The 16,848-nt window shown below is 63.1% G+C and carries 15 protein-coding genes, 1 tRNA gene and 1 pseudogene; 15 read left to right on the plus strand and 2 right to left on the minus strand.

Features of this window, described 5'->3' with window-relative positions:
• The first annotated feature begins 84 nt into the window (after positions 1-84).
• From JOE62_RS07250 to JOE62_RS07300, 11 genes and pseudogenes are all read left to right on the plus strand, one after another.
• A complete protein-coding gene (locus tag JOE62_RS07250; protein WP_038990337.1) occupies positions 85-981 on the plus strand; it encodes a ParA family protein in 897 nt (298 codons plus the stop codon).
• Entirely contained in the window at positions 981-1,883 is a 903-nt protein-coding gene (locus tag JOE62_RS07255) for a segregation and condensation protein A (RefSeq protein WP_204721501.1), read from the plus strand. Before JOE62_RS07250 ends, JOE62_RS07255 begins: the two co-directional genes overlap by 1 nt.
• Entirely contained in the window at positions 1,876-2,466 is a 591-nt protein-coding gene (gene scpB / locus JOE62_RS07260; RefSeq protein WP_204721503.1) for an SMC-Scp complex subunit ScpB, read from the plus strand. Before JOE62_RS07255 ends, scpB begins: the two co-directional genes overlap by 8 nt.
• 102 nt (positions 2,467-2,568) lie before the next feature.
• Positions 2,569-3,663 (plus strand): pseudouridine synthase, encoded by a 1,095-nt coding sequence (locus JOE62_RS07265; protein ID WP_204721505.1) that lies wholly within the window; start codon positions 2,569-2,571, stop codon positions 3,661-3,663.
• 3 nt (positions 3,664-3,666) lie between these two features.
• Complete coding sequence (locus tag JOE62_RS07270) at positions 3,667-4,767, plus strand: prephenate dehydrogenase (protein ID WP_204721507.1); 1,101 nt, start codon at positions 3,667-3,669, stop codon at positions 4,765-4,767.
• Positions 4,734-5,444, plus strand: coding sequence for a (d)CMP kinase (gene cmk, locus JOE62_RS07275; RefSeq protein ID WP_413456376.1), 711 nt, complete (start codon positions 4,734-4,736; stop codon positions 5,442-5,444). The genes JOE62_RS07270 and cmk overlap by 34 nt, the downstream gene beginning before the upstream one ends.
• Before the next feature lie 65 nt (positions 5,445-5,509).
• Entirely contained in the window at positions 5,510-7,039 is a 1,530-nt protein-coding gene (der, locus tag JOE62_RS07280) for a ribosome biogenesis GTPase Der (protein WP_204721511.1), read from the plus strand.
• 101 nt (positions 7,040-7,140) lie between these two features.
• Positions 7,141-7,217, plus strand: a tRNA-Pro gene (locus JOE62_RS07285).
• 99 nt (positions 7,218-7,316) lie between these two features.
• Positions 7,317-8,159, plus strand: a complete 843-nt coding sequence (locus JOE62_RS07290) for a PhzF family protein (RefSeq protein ID WP_204721513.1) — start codon at positions 7,317-7,319, stop codon at positions 8,157-8,159.
• Positions 8,160-8,364: 205 nt separating this feature from the next.
• Positions 8,365-10,071 carry a ribosomal protection-like ABC-F family protein gene (abc-f, locus tag JOE62_RS07295; protein WP_204721515.1) on the plus strand — a complete coding sequence of 569 codons (1,707 nt, stop codon included), beginning with the start codon at positions 8,365-8,367 and terminating at the stop codon, positions 10,069-10,071.
• A gap of 425 nt (positions 10,072-10,496) precedes the next feature.
• Positions 10,497-12,386 (plus strand): annotated as a pseudogene (locus tag JOE62_RS07300) (FAD-dependent monooxygenase).
• 245 nt (positions 12,387-12,631) lie between these two features.
• Here the strand turns inward: JOE62_RS07300 and JOE62_RS07305 are convergent.
• Positions 12,632-12,994, minus strand: a complete 363-nt coding sequence (locus tag JOE62_RS07305) for a DUF488 family protein, N3 subclade (RefSeq protein WP_204721517.1) — start codon at positions 12,992-12,994, stop codon at positions 12,632-12,634.
• A gap of 266 nt (positions 12,995-13,260) precedes the next feature.
• On the opposite strand from JOE62_RS07305, the gene JOE62_RS07310 reads away from it, so the two are divergent.
• The 4 genes from JOE62_RS07310 (at position 13,261) to JOE62_RS07325 (ending at position 15,902) form a co-directional block, all read left to right on the plus strand.
• Positions 13,261-13,713 (plus strand): FHA domain-containing protein, encoded by a 453-nt coding sequence (locus JOE62_RS07310; RefSeq protein WP_038990347.1) that lies wholly within the window; start codon positions 13,261-13,263, stop codon positions 13,711-13,713.
• Positions 13,714-13,787: 74 nt separating this feature from the next.
• A complete protein-coding gene (gene ftsR, locus JOE62_RS07315; RefSeq protein WP_239543252.1) occupies positions 13,788-14,543 on the plus strand; it encodes a transcriptional regulator FtsR in 756 nt (251 codons plus the stop codon).
• A gap of 40 nt (positions 14,544-14,583) precedes the next feature.
• Positions 14,584-15,066, plus strand: coding sequence for a bifunctional nuclease family protein (locus JOE62_RS07320; protein WP_038990348.1), 483 nt, complete (start codon positions 14,584-14,586; stop codon positions 15,064-15,066).
• A 242-nt stretch (positions 15,067-15,308) separates the two neighbouring features.
• Positions 15,309-15,902 carry a MerR family transcriptional regulator gene (locus tag JOE62_RS07325; protein ID WP_066137538.1) on the plus strand — a complete coding sequence of 198 codons (594 nt, stop codon included), beginning with the start codon at positions 15,309-15,311 and terminating at the stop codon, positions 15,900-15,902.
• A 105-nt stretch (positions 15,903-16,007) separates the two neighbouring features.
• Here JOE62_RS07325 and JOE62_RS07330 read toward each other — a convergent pair whose 3' ends face one another.
• On the minus strand, positions 16,008-16,823 hold the full coding sequence (locus JOE62_RS07330; RefSeq protein WP_038990475.1) for a ParA family protein: 816 nt from the start codon (positions 16,821-16,823) through the stop codon (positions 16,008-16,010).
• Between the last annotated feature and the right edge of the window lie 25 nt (positions 16,824-16,848).

Below are 16,848 nucleotides of genomic sequence, written 5' to 3' on the forward strand. Positions count from 1 at the left end.
TCTTTTGCTTCGGCCGATAACCTTGGAATGAGCTTACAGCTCGAGGAATCAGGTTTATCGAACGGGAAGTGTGGTTTACCCATCGTGAGCGAGGAACAGGGAAATAAGCACCGCGGAGCGGGGATGCTCAAGGAGCCTCGCCCGGTGGGTCCAACTGGCAAGCCATTGACAGATTTCCCCGTGCCAGCACCGCTGCCTTCGCACGGCCCGGCACGCGTGATCGCCATGGTGAACCAGAAGGGCGGCGTCGGCAAGACCACCTCCACCATCAACCTCGCCGCCGCGCTCGCCGAGTACGGCCGCAAGGTGCTGCTGGTGGACTTCGACCCGCAGGGCGCGCTGTCCGCGGGTTTCGGAACCAACCCGCACGAAATGGACATCACCGTCTACAACGTGCTGATGGACCGCAAGGTCAAGATCACCGACGCGATCGTGAAGACCGACGTCGAGAACATCGATCTGCTGCCGGCCAACATCGATCTGTCCGCCGCCGAGGTGCAGCTGGTCAACGAGGTCGCCCGCGAGCAGGTGCTCGAACGCGCGCTGCGCCACGTCATCGACGACTACGATGTGGTGCTCATCGACTGCCAGCCATCCTTGGGCCTGCTGACCATCAACGCGCTGACCGCCGCCCACGGCGTGATCATCCCGCTGACCGCAGAGTTCTTCGCGCTGCGTGCGGTGGCCCTGCTGATGGAAACCATCGACAAGGTCAAGGACCGGCTGAACCAGGTGCTGGAGCTGGACGGCGTGGTGGCCACCATGTACGACGCGCGCACCCTGCACAGCCGCGAGGTCATCACCCGGCTGGATGAGGCCTTCGGCGACAAGCTCTTCGAAACCGTGATCAAGCGCACTATCAAGTTCGCCGATGCGAACGTGGCCGCCGAACCGATAACTTCCTACGCGGCCAACCACCCGGGTGCCGAGGCGTACCGCAACCTCGCCCGCGAACTGATTTGGCGTGGTGGTGCCCCGTAATGAGCGCCACGCTCAGCGAGGAAACCGCCACCGAATCCACGACGCCAGCTGAAGCTGGGCAGGAATCGGCTGGCGGTTTTCGCCTTGCCCTGCAGAACTTCAACGGGCCCTTCGATGTGCTGCTGCACCTGATTACCAAGCGCGAGCTGGATATCACCGAGGTCGCACTGGCCGAGGTCACTGACGAATTCATCGCCTACCTGCGCGAACTGCAGGCTGCCAGCGCAGGAAGCGGCAGCGACGGGATGAAGGTGCTCGACGAGACCACCGAATTCCTCGTGGTCGCCTCCACGCTGCTGGATCTGAAGGCTGCCCGGCTGCTGCCGCGTGGCGAAATGGCCGACGAGGATGACTTCGAGCTGCTCGAAGCCCGCGACCTGCTGTTCGCCCGCCTGCTGCAGTACAAGGCTTTCAAGCAGGCCGCCGAATTCCTGGGCGAACGCTACACCGCCGAGGGCGCCCGGCATCCCCGCGAGGTCTCGCTGGAGCCGCAGTTCGCCGCCCTGCTGCCGGAACTGGTGTTCACCATCGGGCCCGACGCGCTGGCCGCGATGGCTGCCAAGGCGCTGGCGCCGAAGCCCGAACCTGCCACCGAGGTCGGGATCGGGCACTTGCACGGGGCGAATGTCACGATCGCCGAGGAAGCCGAGGCGATCACCGCCCTGCTCGAAGCCCGCGGCACGCTGGCCTTCACCGAGCTGGTCGCGGACGCGCCGGCGCAGCTGGTGGTGGTCGTGCGTTTTCTGGCATTGTTGGAGATGTTCAGGCAGAAAGCCATCAGCTTTGCGCAACAAGATCCGCTCGGGCCGCTGCTGATCTCGCTGATCCAGGAATCGAGCTTCGATGCGCAGGCGGTGCAAGACGACTACGAGGGGAGTGGTGGTGAGGTGAATCATGAGTGAGATTGCACCCATTGACCGGCTGCCGGGGGGCCTGGAATCGGGTCTTGAAGCGGTGCTGATGGTCGCCGATATCCCCGTATCCTCGGCACGTTTGGCCGAAATCTTCGAGGTGCCCACGGCCAGGGTTGCCGCCGCTTTGGAGAATCTTGCTTCCGAGTATGATGGTAAGGATCGCCCGCGCGGATTTGAACTGCGTCGCGTCGCCTCCGGGTGGCGCTTCTATTCGCGGGCCGATTACGCCGATTTCGTCTCCAGTTATGTGCTCGACGGGCAGACAGCACGCCTGTCGCAGGCCGCCCTAGAAACCCTGGCTGTCATCGCTTACCGACAGCCGGTCTCGCGTGGACGTATTTCGGCGATTCGAGGTGTCAACGTCGATTCAGTGGTGCGCACGCTGCTCACCCGCGGATTGATCACGGAGTATCCGGAAATTGGGGATGGCGGAGCGACGCTGTACCAAACCACCGAATACTTCCTGGAACGACTGGGACTGGGCTCGCTTGATGAGTTGCCTGCGCTGTCCCCGTATCTTCCCGGGGTGGCCGACCTCGAATCGCTCGATTCGGCAACCTACGACGACTAGGTAGCTGCCAGCCGGCAGCTACACCGGACCAACCACGCGTGAAGCCGATGCCACTGGCGGGCTCGCGCAGCGAACACGTAACAGCAAGGGACACAGGCAAGCATGAGCAGGGGATCCTCCTCCGGCCGCAATGAACGCGGCGGCAATTCAAACTTCGGCGGCAAGCCAGCAGGCGGCCGCAACAGCAACGGCGGCAAGTCCTACGGCAAGCCAGGTGGCGCTGGCCGCACCGGCGGCAAGTCCTTCGGCGAGAAGCCGTACGGCAAGTCGTCCTCCGGCAAGCCGGGCGAGAAGTCGAACCCGGCCAAGCGCAACACTTCGGCAGCGCGCAAGAACTCCGAGCGGGCTTTCGGCAAGGAACGCTTCGGCAACTCCGTGCCGAACAACTACGCACGCCCGACCCAGCGCGCCCGCGCCCAGGCCCGTGCCGAGAACCAAGCGGCCCGCGAGATCAACGGGGAGCAGCAGGGTGGCATCCGCCTGCAGAAGGCCATGGCCAACGCCGGGGTGGCATCGCGCCGTGTCTGCGAGGAGATGATCCTCGAAGGCCGCGTCGAGGTCAACGGCAACCTCGTCGTCGAGCTGGGCACCCGCGTGGACCCGGACAAGGACCGCATCCACGTCGACGGCATGCGCATCCAGACGAACCAGGCCAACCGCTACTTCGTCTTCAACAAGCCGAAGCACGTGATGTGCACGATGGACGACCCGGAAGGCCGGCGCACCATCGCCGACTACTTCAAGAACGAGCACAAGTCGCTGCGCCTGTTCCACGTCGGCCGCCTGGACTACAAGACCGAAGGCGTGCTGATCCTGACCAACGACGGCGAGCTGGCCAACCGCCTGCAGCACCCGAAGTACGAGGTCCCGAAGACCTACCTGGTGCAGATCCCCGGCCCGCTGCCGCGCGCGGTGAGCAACCAGCTGCGCGAGGGCATCAAGCTCGAAGACGGCTGGATCAAGGTCGATGACCTGAAGATCATCGCCACCACCCCGAAGCACGTGATGGTCGAGGTGACCCTGCACTCGGGCCGCAACCGCATCGTGCGCCGCATGTTCGACGCCGTCGGCCACCCGGTCCAGCGCCTGGTGCGCGTCGCAGTGGGCCCGGTGCAGCTGGGCGACCAGAAGCAGGGCACCATCCGCTCCCTGGGCAACCAGGAAGTCGGGCACCTCATGGCCATGGTGGGGATGTAGCTGATGGCCGCCTCGCACCTCGCAGGCCCGGTGCTGGTCATCGGCACCGGCTTGCTGGGCACCTCGGTGGGACTGGGACTGCGCGCCAAGGGCGTGCACGTCTACCTGTCGGATATTTCGCCGACCGCGGCCGGGGTTGCCCAGGACATCGGCGCCGGCGTGCTGCTGGATAACCAGCAGATCGCCCCCGAGCTGGTAGTGATCGGCGCTCCGCCGGATGTCACCGCTGCGCTGGTCGGCGACGCGCTGCTGGCCTACCCGAACGCCACGGTGGTGGATATCGCCAGCGTCAAGGGCTCGATCCTGGCCGGCGTGCTGGCCGATTCCCGGCTGGGAGAGGCAGAGAGATCCCGCTATGTGGGGACGCACCCGATGGCCGGCCGCGAGAAATCCGGCCCGGCCGCCGCCCGCGGCGAGCTGTTCACCTCCATGCCGTGGGTCATCTGCGCCCACGACGGGGCGCAGGCCTCGCGCGTGAAGGCCGCCGAATCCCTGGCCATCGACCTGGGCGCGACCATGCACCGGATGAGCGTCACCGAGCATGACGAATCCGTCGCGCTGATCAGCCACTTCCCGCAGGCGGCCAGCTCGATGATCGCCTCGCGCCTGCTGAACGCCGAAAGCCACCAGCTGGCCCTGGCCGGCAACGGGCTGCGCGACACCACGCGCATCGCGGCCAGCGACGAGAAGCTCTGGATCCAGATCTTCTCGCACAATGCCGACGCGCTGGTGCCGATCCTGACCGGGATGAAGGAAGACCTGGACCGGCTGATCAACACGCTGCGCAACCCGCAAGGTGCCGGCGCGCTGCTGGACCTCTCGCAGCTGATGGCCGAGGGCAACGCCGGGCGTGCCCGGATCCCGGGCAAGCACGGCGCACCTCCGCAGGCCTTCGCCCTGGTGACCGTCGTGATCGACGACCGCCCGGGGCAGATCGCGCAGCTGCTGACCGAAATCGGCGACGCGCAGATCAATATCGAGGATTTGCGCATGGAACACTCCGCCGGCCACCAGGTCGGCATGGTGGATGTTTCGGTCGTGCCCGGCCGGCGCGATGAACTGATCGACGTATTGACCAAGAACGGATGGAAAGTAGCCCAGTGAGCACCTTGAACAACGACAAGCTTGTTATTGCCATCGACGGCCCCAGCGGCTCCGGCAAGTCCTCGGTCTCTAAGGCCGTCGCCCGCAAGCTGGGCGCAGCTTACCTGGACACCGGTGCCATGTACCGCGCGATAACCTACTCGGTGCTCGCCGACGGCACCGACCTGGCCAACGCAGACGCCGTGGCCCAGGCTGTGCGCGATGCGAAGCTGTCCATCTCGGTTGATCCGGATGCCGAACTGGTCGAAATTGGCGGGGTGGATGTGACCGCGGCGATCCGCGAACCGCGCATCTCCGAGCAGGTCTCCACCGTGGCCACCAACCTGGACGCGCGAGCCGAACTGGTCCGCCGCCAGCAGGAGATCATCGCCGCCAACGCCCGCATCGTGGCCGAAGGCCGCGACATCACCACCGTGGTCGCCCCGGATGCCGATGCGCGCATCCTGCTGACTGCTTCGGAGGAAGCCCGCCTGCGCCGCCGCGGCCTGCAGTTGGGCGGAACCCAGAGCAACGCGCAGCTGGCCACCCAGGTGCTGGCGCGCGATGCGAAGGACTCCACCGTGGTGAACTTCACCCAGGCCGCCGACGGGGTCATGACCGTTGACTCCTCGGAGCTGGATTTCGAGCAGACCATCGACGCGGTGCTTGACGCCATCAGCACCGCAACGAAAAACTAGCCTCAAGCTGGTGCCCATCCTCGGCGAGAGCCGATGAAGATTACGATCGCTGTGAAGGGAAAACCATGAGCGAGAACAACTCCACCCACGACGAGGAATACATCCCCGTTGGAGACGACGATATCGCCGAGCGCCTGGCCGAACTGAGCGAGGAAGAGGCCGACGTCCGCGCCAAGGCCCTGCTCAGCGGACTGGAAGACTACGAACTGGACGACGAGGACTCGGCCCTGCTGGCAGGCCTGGACCACTTCGACGACGATGAAGACGTCGTCATTCCACCGGTCCTGGCTGTCATCGGACGCCCCAACGTGGGCAAGTCCACCCTGGTCAACCGAATCCTCGGCCGCCGCGAAGCGGTCGTGGAGGACACCCCGGGCGTCACCCGCGACCGCGTGTCCTACTCCGCCGAGTGGATGGGCCGCCCGTTCACCATCGTGGACACCGGCGGCTGGGAGCACGATGCCAAGGGCATCCACGCCTCGGTGGCCGACCAGGCGGAAATCGCCGCCGACGTCGCCGACGCCATCCTCTTCGTGGTCGACTCCCATGTGGGGGCCACCGCCACCGACGAGGCGGTGGTGAAGATGCTGCGCAAGAAAGGCAAGCCGGTCTTCCTGGTGGCCAACAAGGTCGACGACTTCAACCAGGAAGCCGAAGCCGCCGTGCTCTGGGGCCTGGGCTTCGGCCAGCCCTGGCCGGTCTCGGCCCTGCACGGCCGCGGCACCGCCGACCTGCTGGACGCGGTCATGGAGAAGCTGCCGGAGCATTCGGCGTTCGGCGGCATGATCCCCTCGGGCGGTCCGCGCCGCATCGCGCTGATCGGCCGCCCGAATGTGGGCAAGTCCTCGCTGCTGAACAAGGTGGCCGGTTCCGAGCGCGTGGTGGTCGACGACTACGCCGGCACCACCCGCGATCCCGTGGACGAACTGGTTGAGCTGGGAGGCGAAGTCTGGCGCTTCGTGGATACCGCAGGTATCCGCCGCCGCCAGCACATGGCCGTCGGCTCCGACTACTATGCATCGCTGCGCACCCAGACCGCGCTGGAAAAGGCGGAGGTCGCAGTGATCCTGCTGGCCGCCAACGAGACCATTTCCGAGCAGGACGTGCGTATCATCCAGCTGGCCATCGAGGCCGGCCGCGCGATGGTCATCGTCTACAACAAGTGGGACGAGGTGGACGAGGACCGCCGCTACTACCTTGAGCAGGAGATCGAGCGCGACCTCGCGCACATCGAATGGGCCCCGCGCGTGAACATCTCGGCGAAGACCGGCTGGCACAAGGACAAGCTCGTTCCCGCGCTGAATACCGCGCTGGAATCCTGGGACAAGCGCATCCCGACCGGCAAGCTGAATGCCTTCCTGGGCGAGCTTGTCGCGGCCCACCCGCACCCGGTGCGCGGCGGCAAGCAGCCACGCATCCTGTTCGGCACCCAGGCCTCGGCCCGCCCGCCGCGCTTCGTGCTGTTCACCACCGGCTTCCTGGATCCAGGCTACCGCCGTTTCATCACCCGCCGGTTGCGTGAAACCTTCGGTTTCGAGGGCAGCCCGATCGAAGTTTCGATGCGAATCCGCGAGCGCCGCGGACGCAATCGCTAAATTTCGAAAATAGCCCTTCACTTGGTGTAGGCTAGTAGAGGAGCTTTTCGCAGACGGCACCCTTGGTTCTCACGACTTGGGGATAACGGCTGCGAGGGCATCGGGCTATGGCGCAGCTTGGTAGCGCGCCTCACTGGGGGTGAGGAGGCCGTGGGTTCAAATCCCGCTAGCCCGACCAACCGATCGGAAAACCCCGTCGAGATTAATTCTTGACGGGGTTTTGCCGTGCCCGCCGGCAATTGCGCACTCGGCGCCCGAACATCCGGAGGATGGTCCAATGCAACGCAGATTCCAGCAGGTCGATGTCTTCAGCGCCGTCCCGTACAAGGGCAACCCCTTGGGCGTGGTGCTCGATGGTGAAGGGCTGGAGGAGGACGCGATGCGCAACTATTCGCTGTGGTCCAACCTCTCGGAGGCCACCTTCATCCTGCCGGCACGCCACGTGCAGGCCGACTACCGGTTCCGTATCTTCGCCCGCGACCGCGAATACCCGTTTGCCGGACACCCGGCCCTGGGCACTGCACGCGCCTGGCTGCAGGCCGGGGGAGTGCCGCGCGACCCGAAGCAGCTGATCGCCGAATGCGGTGCCGGGCTGGTGCCGATCAGGACCGACGGCGAGTTGCTGTCCTTCGCCTCGCCGCCGGCGACGCGCACCGGCGCGATCGGGCAGCAGGAACTGGCGGAAATGCTGCAGATCCTGGGCATCGTCCCGGAGCAGGTGGTGGACGCGCAATGGGTGGACAACGGCCCAGGCTGGGCCGCCATCCTGCTGCAGGATGCGCAGCAGGTCCTGGAGATCTCGGCGCAGGCTCCGCAGCGGTCCGGCCGCTGGAAAATCGGGGTGCTTGGCGCGTTGCCACCCAGTACGCCAGGCGGGGGCTTCGAGGTGAGGGCGCTGACCATCGAAAACGGCGCAGTGCGCGAGGATCCGGTCACCGGGAGCCTGAATGGCGCGGCCGCGCAATGGCTGATCGACGCCGGGCATGCCACCGCGCCGCTGGTCAACCGGCAGGGCGCCAAGGCGGGACGCGATGGAGAAGTGCATTTGGAGATGGCTGACGGGCAGCTCTGGGTGGGCGGCGCCACGAATGTGCTCATCGAAGGCAGTATCGACCTCTAGCCGCACGAGCCTTGCCAGCACCGAACCCAGAGCATTAGTCTTGGACGATGGGCACGATAATTCTTGGGATCCATTTCCTCTAGGCGCCAGCCAGCGTTGAGCTCTGCTTCGCTGCCGCCAAGTCCTCGGCACCTGCGAGTGCCTCCAACCACCAGCACCGAAGCCTGCTCCGGCGGGCAGAACCGGTGCGAGGCAGGAATGACCCATGACCCACTCCCGGAATGTGCGCCCCTCCGATCGGCGCGAACAAGACACCGAACCGGATTACGTCTGCTTGTTGCAGGACATCGCGGTCAGCTTCGGCGAACGAGATGTCCTCGCCGGCATCGAGCTGTCCATTTCCGCTACCGATCGCATCGCCGTGCTTGGCGATAATGGTTCGGGCAAATCTACGCTGATGCGTGTCATCGCCGGAAATCTGGCACCCGACCGCGGGCAGCGCACGATGAACGCGCCCGGCGCCGTTGCCTATGCCGCGCAGAACCCGCGCTTCGCGCAAGCGATGAGCGTGCAGCAGGTGATCGACTCCTACCACCAGCGCTTCCGCGAACTGGAAACCTTGATGCGCGTCATATCCAATAGGCTCGACGATGCCCCGGAGGAGCAGGCCCAACGGCTCCTGCAGCAGCTGCAGAAAGTTACCGATCTGTACGAAGCCGCCGACGGCTATTCGCTGGCGCCGCGCCTGGACAGCGCGCTGGAGCAGCTGGGGCTGGGGCAGATGGACCGGCAACGGCCCGTTGCGCAGCTATCCGGCGGGCAATCTTCGCGTCTCGCCCTGGCCTGCGTGCTGTGCTCCGGTGCGCAATTGCTTCTGCTGGATGAACCGACGAACGACCTTGACGAGACAGCCATGAACTGGCTGGAGCGGACCATCGACAAGCACCGCGGCGCCCTGGTGCTGATCAGCCACGACCGGATGTTCCTCAAGCGCTTCGCCCGGTCCATCATCGAGGTCAGCGATGGCCAGCTCGCGCACTACGGCAACGGCTATGACGGTTACCTGCATGCCAAGGAGCAGGAGAGAACCGCAATCCGCGTGGCCTATGAGAATTGGGTCCAGGAGTATGAGCGTTCGCAGAATCTGGTCGACAAGTACGCTTCGCGCGTTGCCGCCATCCCGCGCAAGCAGGAGAAGGCAGGTTTCGGGCACGGCAATTTCCGTGCCCGCGATTCCAGCCACGGCTCGACCTCGAAGATTCGCCAAGCCAAGTCGCGTATCGAGGAACTCGAAACCCACCGTGCCCCTGAGCCTGCTGCCGAATTGGCATTCGCCATGCCTAGCGGCGGCGAAGGCCAGCACAGCGGTGAAACCCTGCTGAAGGTGATGAACGCGCAGCGCAGCATCGCGCCGAAACTGTCCACCGGCAGCTTCGAAATCAAGCTCGGTGAGCGTTGGCTGGTCACCGGCTCCAACGGCGCTGGCAAATCTACGCTGTTGAAGATGCTTGCCGGCGAACTGGAATGCACCGCGGGGCGGATCGAGCGCGCTGCGAACTTGCACTGCGCTTGGCTGCGCCAGGACATCGGGATCCTTCCCGGCGACAGCCTGATCGAAGCTTTCGCCTCGGCCACCAGCCAGTACGTCCAGGATGCTGGTGCGTCCTTGGCCAGGCTTGGCTTGTTTGCGCCGCAGGATTTCCTGCGGCATCCCATGGCGCTGTCGGTGGGACAGCGCCGCCGCTTGGAACTGGCCGTTGCGGTCAGCACCAAGGCGCAGGTGCTGCTTCTCGACGAGCCGACAAACCATCTTTCCCCGGTCCTGGTCGAGCAGCTGGAAGCCGCACTGGTGGATTATCCGGGCACCGTGATCACGGTGAGCCATGACCGGCGATGGCAGCAGAAAATGCGCGAGCACGCGGTAGTGCATCGCCTCTCAGCTTCAGCCGGACGCGTCGAGCTGGTTAAGTAGCCCTCTGCCAGCCAGCACCTGCCACTTAAGCCGCCGTTTCGATTTTCCGGTTCGCGGCCCGAACAGCCGACGAACGTGCCGCGGGGTGGGCACGGCTCAGCTGAAATCCAATTCATCCGCTGCTTGCTGCCAGCTGCACAGTCCCGGCTCCCGGGTGGTCTGCGCAAAGGCCAGCAGTGCACAGAGCGCTCAAGTGCAGTTCGAACCTTCATGAACAACAAGTACGGGAGTCTGCCGGCGCGCAGTGGGAGCATCTGCAGCAAAGGGCATCAGGCGACCCGAGCGCGTGGGGTTCCGCCTACGTCCGCTTGTGTGTGAGCTCACAGATCGTATATGACCAGTGCGCGAAAAAAGATCACGGCGTTCTAATATTGAACAAATAGCGTATTGACTGAGGTCACCAGGGGGAATTGGGGGATGAAACGGTGCAGTTTCACGACAACGGATACATTTCGGCGGATCCACGAGTGTAGCCAGCTGCTGGTGCGGGCGTAAATCGGCCCGCCGAGCTGCCGGCTGAAATGGATGTGCTGATCGTCGGCGCCGGTCCGGCCGGGATCATCACCGCCGCCCAGCTGTCCCAATTCCCTGATGTGCACACCCGCAGCATCGACCGGCGCCCGGGCCGGCTGGAAATCGGCCAGGCCGACGGAATCCAGTCGCGCACCGTCGAGACCTTCCAGGCGTTCGGCTTTGCCGAGCGCATCACCGCCGAGGCCTATATCATCAAGGAAACCACCTTGTGGAATCCCGACCCGGCAAGCCCGGAGCGGATCATCCGCACCGACCGCACCCCCGATGACCCAACGGGTGTCAGCGAATTCCCGCACCTCGTCGTCAACCAGGCTCGAGTCATCGACTAGTTCGCTGAATTCGCCGTGAACTCGCCAGCCCGCACCGTCCCGGACTACGGCTGGGATTTCAACGAACTGGTCGTCGAAGACGGCGAGGAGTACCCCGTCAAGGTCACCCTGATCGGTTGCATGGATGGCAACGAGGGCATCGAGCGCGTAGTGCGGGCCAAGTATGTGGTCGGTTCCGACGGGGCCCGTAGCAACGTCCGCCGCTCAATTGGCGCGAAGCTCGCGGGCGATAAGGTCAACCACGCATGGGGTGTCATGGAAATCCTGGCGCTGACCAACTTCCCGGACGTGCGCACCAAATGCGCCATCCATTCCAAGGCCGGCTCGATTCTGCTGATCCCGCGCGAGGGCGGGCAGCTCTTCCGCCTCTACGTCGACCTCGGCGAAGTTCCGGAAGGGGATAACAGCAAGGTCCGCGAGACCCCGCTGGAAGAAATCACCGAGCGCGCCAAGGTGATCCTGAATTCCTACACCTTGGAGGTCAAGGACGTTGCGTGGCACAGCGTGTACGAAGTGGGCCACCGGCTGGCCGACCGCTTCGACGATGTAGCGGTCGAGGACATCGGCACCCGCGAACCGCGCGTGTTCATCACCGGCGATGCCTGCCACACCCACTCCGCCAAGGCGGGGCAGGGCATGAACGTGTCCATGCAGGACGGCTTCAACCTGGCCTGGAAGATCGGCTACGTGCTCTGCGGCCGGGCTCCGGAAAGCCTGCTGCGCACCTACTCGGAGGAACGCAAGGTGATCGCCAAGAACCTGATCGACTTCGACAAGAAGTGGTCCTCCATCATGGCTGCCTCGCCCGAGGAGCTTGAAGGCCAGGAAGGAGTTGCCGAGTTCTACGTGCGCACAGCCGCATTCCCTGCGGGCTTCATGACCGAGTACGCGCAGTCGTCGCTGACCGCCAGCAAGGACTACCAGGAACTGGCTGCCGGCTTCCCTATGGGCAAGCGCTTCCGCTCCTCGCAGGTCATGCGCCTGGCCGATGCCAATCCGAAGCACCTGGGCCACCACCACCGGGCCGATGGCCGCTACCGCATCTACGTCTTCGCAGACCAGCTGCCAATCGGGCAGTCGCAGAAGATTGCCGACCTGTCGAGCTGGCTGCTGGAGGACGAGCGGTCTCCGCTGGTGCGCTTCACCCCGAAGGGAGCCGACACCGATGAGCTGTTCGACATCAAGGTCGTCTACCAGCAGGACTACACCACGATGAACGTCAACGACGCGCCCATGGTGTTCCGTCCGAACATCGGGGACTTCGGACTCATGGATTACGAGAAGGTCTACACAACGCTGGAAGGCTCGGATATCTTCGAGGAGCGCCAGGTCTCCCGCGATGGCGCGATCGTGATTGTCCGTCCGGACATGTACGTAGCCAGCATCCTGCCATTGGACGCTACCGGAGAGCTGGCCGGCTTCTTCGAACCGATCCTGCTCGAGCAGCGCTAAGCAGTGCGCTGACTTCCGGCACCTAGAATAACGATGGCACCTCGAATATTTCGCGGTGCCATCGGTCTCTTGCTGGAGTCGGTCGCAGCTTCAAATCCGGAATATTTGCTGGCCTGGCGCGGTTGAAACACTTGGACAGGGCTATTCGAGGAAAGGTGCCACGGTGGGCGGGGAATTCAGCTTCGATCTTCAGCAGGTTGTCGCTTCGGACATGGTGTGCGCCGACGGCGTGTGCTTCGTGCCTCCTACGGAGCAGACAGCTGATCCAGCAGATAGTCACGCAACACCACCGCGTGATTAGTATGCTCATCCTTCGCTCCGTAGACGAAGGTGACCACTGGATGCTGGGAGAGTAATTCCAGGAAAGCGTCGACTGCGGGATTCTGGTTCAGTTCGGTGCGATAGTGCTGCGCGAATTCATCAAAGCGGGCGGGGTCATGATCCCAGCCTTTGCGCAGCTCGGTGCTCGGCGCAATGCCCTTGGCCCAGTGATCCAGCTGGAGCACCGCCTTGCTTTGCCCGCGCGGCCAGAGCCTGTCAACCAGAATCCTGTAGCCATCCTCGGCGCTGGGCGCTGCGTATGCCCGCTTGAGCAGTATTTTCGTCACGATTCACCTGAAAGTTCCTGATATGGCCTTGCATCGATTTCATCTGTGCGAAAAGATCGAAGTGTTGGCGATCCCAGTGCATCTTCTTCTCTAATGGCATCATGCCACACTGGCCATCCGGCGCATCGGAAAATATGTACTTTCTGTTATCACTTGGGCAGTGAGTAGGCTAATCTGTAAATAGTTTGGTAATACTGACTGTGCCAACGTAGAACACAAGGTCGTCACGCACGAACTGTAAGCAGAATTTTCTGGAGGACCCCACAATGTCGGAACATCGGCCGGTTGACCCGCACAACGAGTCTGCCTCTGAGACGACCAATATCGCTCTTCCAGGGGCGCACAAGGGTGCTGAACCTTCGGTCATCTACACCCTGAGTGAAGATGAGAAAAACGCAGTTAACGCCCTTCCGGCTGGTTCTGCGCTGCTTATCGCCCATTCAGGACCGAACAAGGGCGCGCGTTTCCTGCTGGATACCGACGAGAGCATCGCAGGCCGGCATCCGAACGCCGATATCTTCCTGGATGACGTAACCGTTTCGCGTCGTCACGCCAAGTTCTCCCGTACTGGCGAGCGCTTCACCCTCAGCGACATCGGATCGCTCAACGGCACCTACATCAACGGGGACCGCATCGACGAAATCCCATTGAGCACCGGCGTGCAAGTTCAGATTGGCAAATTCCGCCTGAATTTCTACCAAAGCGTTCCCAACCTTTAAACTGGTAGAGTTCGAGGTTTTGTCCGCCGGCGTCTAGCACGCCGACATATCCATACATCCGAGGTGTAGACCCTTTGCCGATCTTTGACGCAGCCCGCAGCCCACGACTCGAGGCACCACGCCACGAGACGGTCCGGCAGGCCGCGCTGAATATCGGCGAAGTGCTCTCGGAACTCAAGGATGAATTCCCGCGCGTCACCGCTTCCAAGATCCGTTTCCTGGAAGACAAGGGTTTGATCATCCCACAACGCACCTCAGCCGGATACCGGAAGTATTCCGCGTCGGACGTGAGCCGCTTGCGTTTCATCCTGTCCGTGCAACGCGACCATTACCTGCCTTTGAAGGTCATCAAGGACCACCTTGACTCGGTGGACCGCGGTGAAGCACCGGCGGCATTGCCTGGGGGAGCCCCGGTGGCTCCCAGGGCAGTCAACAACGACATGGCAGAGGCCGTGGAGCGAAAGGCCCGTTCGGTCTCCATGGCTGAGCTGCAGGGGCTGACCGGCGCCAGTGAGGATCTCATCGGCGAATTGATCAAGTTCGGCTTGATCGAACCGTTGGCTGGGCTGTTCGACGCCAGCAGCATCAAGGTCACCAAGTCGGCGGTACAGCTGGCCGGTCACGGCGTCGAGCCTCGCCATCTGCGGCAGTTCCGCACAGCGGCCGATCGCGAGTTCTCGCTAATCGAATCGATTGTCGGCAACGAACTGAAAAAGCCGGAAGTTTCCGCCCGCGCCCGTGCCGCGGAAGAGGCCCAGGAAATCTCCCGCCAGTGCCTGGAAATTCACGAAGCCCTAGTGCAACGTGCTATTTCCCAACTAGATCACTAGGCTGAATTCCAACAGGAAACCACAACTCTAAGGGGCTAGCATGCTGGAACTGGAGTTTGCAGGGATCCGTATTCAATTGCCGGCGAATCAGCCGCTGCTGCTGCTCAAGTATCCAGAGCGGAATCTCTACCTGCCGCTGTGGATTGGCGCGCCCGAGGCTTCGGCCATTGCCATGTCCGAGCAAGGGCTCACACCACCGCGTCCGATGACTCACGACCTGTTGATCAGCGTCATTGAAAGCATGGGCGTGAAACTTGAACGGATCGAAATCGTCTCGGTGCACAACGCCGTATTCGTCGCCGAACTCGTCCTCTCCAACGGCAAACGCGTGGATTCGCGTTCCTCTGATGCGGTGGCGCTGGCCGTGCGCGCGCAGTGCCCCATCATGTGCGCCGAGGATGTCCTGGAGGAAGCAGGAGTGGCGATCGAAAACGAGTCAGACGGCGAAGAAGCGCCCGAAGAGCAAATGCGGGAATTCCGGGAATTCTTGGACAACATTGATCCAGAGGATTTCTCCTCATAGAAATCGGACGTTTGGTTTCAGCGGAATACAGGCCTTGAATTGGGTAATTCCCGAAGCTCGCGCGACACGCCTTAAAGTTAAGCTTGAAGGTCTTTGACCATTAGGCATTATCGCCGTACCGTCTTTGCATAGGGACATTTAAATAGAGCTGTATTTTGATAGTCATCACTCGCATCTGCGCGGTTCTTATTCGGTCCCTGGATACTCGTTTAGGAACGTGCTGACACGCAAGGAGCAATTGGATGGAGTCTCGCCAGACTGGACCTCACTATGGGGTCGATGGTGGCACCAAGCAATCCAGTACCCAAGGGTTGCTCTTCACCGATGACCTGCCTGAGTTGGACGAGCATGCAGGCTACCGTGGACCGATTGTGTGCAAGGCGGCAGGCATCACCTACCGCCAGCTAGACTACTGGGCACGTACCGGCTTGGTCGAGCCAGCAGTGCGCGGAGCCAAGGGCTCTGGCAGTCACCGGCTCTACTCCTTCCGGGACATCCTCGTGCTCAAGGTCGTCAAGCGGTTGCTGGACACCGGAGTATCACTGCAGCAGATCCGGTCGGCTGTTTTGCATCTGCGTGAACGCGGTGTCGAGGATCTTGCCCAGATCACCCTGATGAGCGATGGCGCTTCGGTCTACGAATGCACGAGCGCCGATGAGGTCATCGATCTCGTCCAGAAGGGTCAAGGCGTGTTCGGCATCGCCGTGGGCCGCGTCTGGCGCGAGGTCGAAGGATCGCTGGCCCAGCTGCCATCTGAGAGCTCTGCGCAGCAGGCACTGCCTGAAGACGAGCTGGCTGCCCGTCGTGCCGCCAAGGCCGCTCGCAACGTCGGTTAAGCCTGGGACTGGAAACCAATACTTAAACTACTGGCCGGATCTTCCACGAAGGAAGATCCGGCCAGTAGTTTAAGTTCCAATTTCTCCAGATATTGTCCGGAGATCCTAGGTGTTGTTCGGGCCTGCGGCAGACATGACTTCCTTGAGCAAGGCGTCGAACTGGGCCAGCATCGGGGCGGTGGCTTTCGAAGGCCACTGGTGCACCGAATACGCGGCGCCCTGGATCTGCTGCCACTCCGGGTGCTCGGGAATTTCGGGCTTGACCATGGAATCGCCGAACATCTGGCGCATTTCGCCCAAGCGGAAGGTGTGCTCTGCAGAATCCTTGCGGACCCGGTTGGCGACGACGTGTACCGGTCCCAAGGACGGAGCGAACTCGCGGCGGAACAGTTCCAATGCGCGCTGGGTGCGCTCGGTGCCGGCGACGGAGAACAGGCTGGGTTCTGCGACCAGCAGGAGCTGATCCGATGCGCTCCATGCCATGCGGGTCAGGCCGTTGAGCGATGGCGGGCAGTCGATGAGCACCAGCTGGTAACCGCTGGTGCGGCTCAGGAGCTGGGAGAGGCGGCGCAGGTCGCGGGTGCGCAGATCAGGGCGATCGTAGATTCCGGTGAAGGCGTCGCCAACAGCAACGTCGAGCACTGGAATGCGGGTGCGGGACTTCTTCTCTGCTGCCTTTGACTGCCAGGCGCTGGCGACAACCTGATCCTGCAGGCGGGCACGGCGAGCGTTCTTGAGCATCTGCCCAATTGGCTGCTTTCCGTTAGCCCGGACTCCGAGGCCAGTGCTGGCATCCGCATGGGGATCCAGGTCAATGACGAGAGTCGGAATGCCGGCGGCAAGTGCTGCTGAAGCCAATCCGAGTGTCACGGAGGTTTTTCCTACGCCACCCTTGAGGCTGCTGATGCTCACTACGTGCACGGACCAGACCACGCCTTTCACTGTT

Source organism: Glutamicibacter nicotianae, assembly GCF_016907615.1.
GTDB classification, from domain to species: Bacteria; Actinomycetota; Actinomycetes; order Actinomycetales; family Micrococcaceae; genus Glutamicibacter; species Glutamicibacter nicotianae.

Excerpts from the sequence above, each read along its gene's own strand:
- JOE62_RS07255 (WP_204721501.1), top strand. The coding sequence starts at position 981 with ATGAGCGCCACGCTCAGCGAGGAAACCGCCACCGAATCCACGACGCCA.
- scpB (WP_204721503.1), top strand. The coding sequence starts at position 1,876 with ATGAGTGAGATTGCACCCATTGACCGGCTGCCGGGGGGCCTGGAATCG.
- JOE62_RS07265 (WP_204721505.1), top strand. The coding sequence starts at position 2,569 with ATGAGCAGGGGATCCTCCTCCGGCCGCAATGAACGCGGCGGCAATTCA.
- JOE62_RS07270 (WP_204721507.1), top strand. The coding sequence starts at position 3,667 with ATGGCCGCCTCGCACCTCGCAGGCCCGGTGCTGGTCATCGGCACCGGC.
- der (WP_204721511.1), top strand. The coding sequence starts at position 5,510 with ATGAGCGAGAACAACTCCACCCACGACGAGGAATACATCCCCGTTGGA.
- JOE62_RS07290 (WP_204721513.1), top strand. The coding sequence starts at position 7,317 with ATGCAACGCAGATTCCAGCAGGTCGATGTCTTCAGCGCCGTCCCGTAC.
- abc-f (WP_204721515.1), top strand. The coding sequence starts at position 8,365 with ATGACCCACTCCCGGAATGTGCGCCCCTCCGATCGGCGCGAACAAGAC.
- JOE62_RS07310 (WP_038990347.1), top strand. The coding sequence starts at position 13,261 with ATGTCGGAACATCGGCCGGTTGACCCGCACAACGAGTCTGCCTCTGAG.
- JOE62_RS07320 (WP_038990348.1), top strand. The coding sequence starts at position 14,584 with ATGCTGGAACTGGAGTTTGCAGGGATCCGTATTCAATTGCCGGCGAAT.
- JOE62_RS07325 (WP_066137538.1), top strand. The coding sequence starts at position 15,309 with ATGGAGTCTCGCCAGACTGGACCTCACTATGGGGTCGATGGTGGCACC.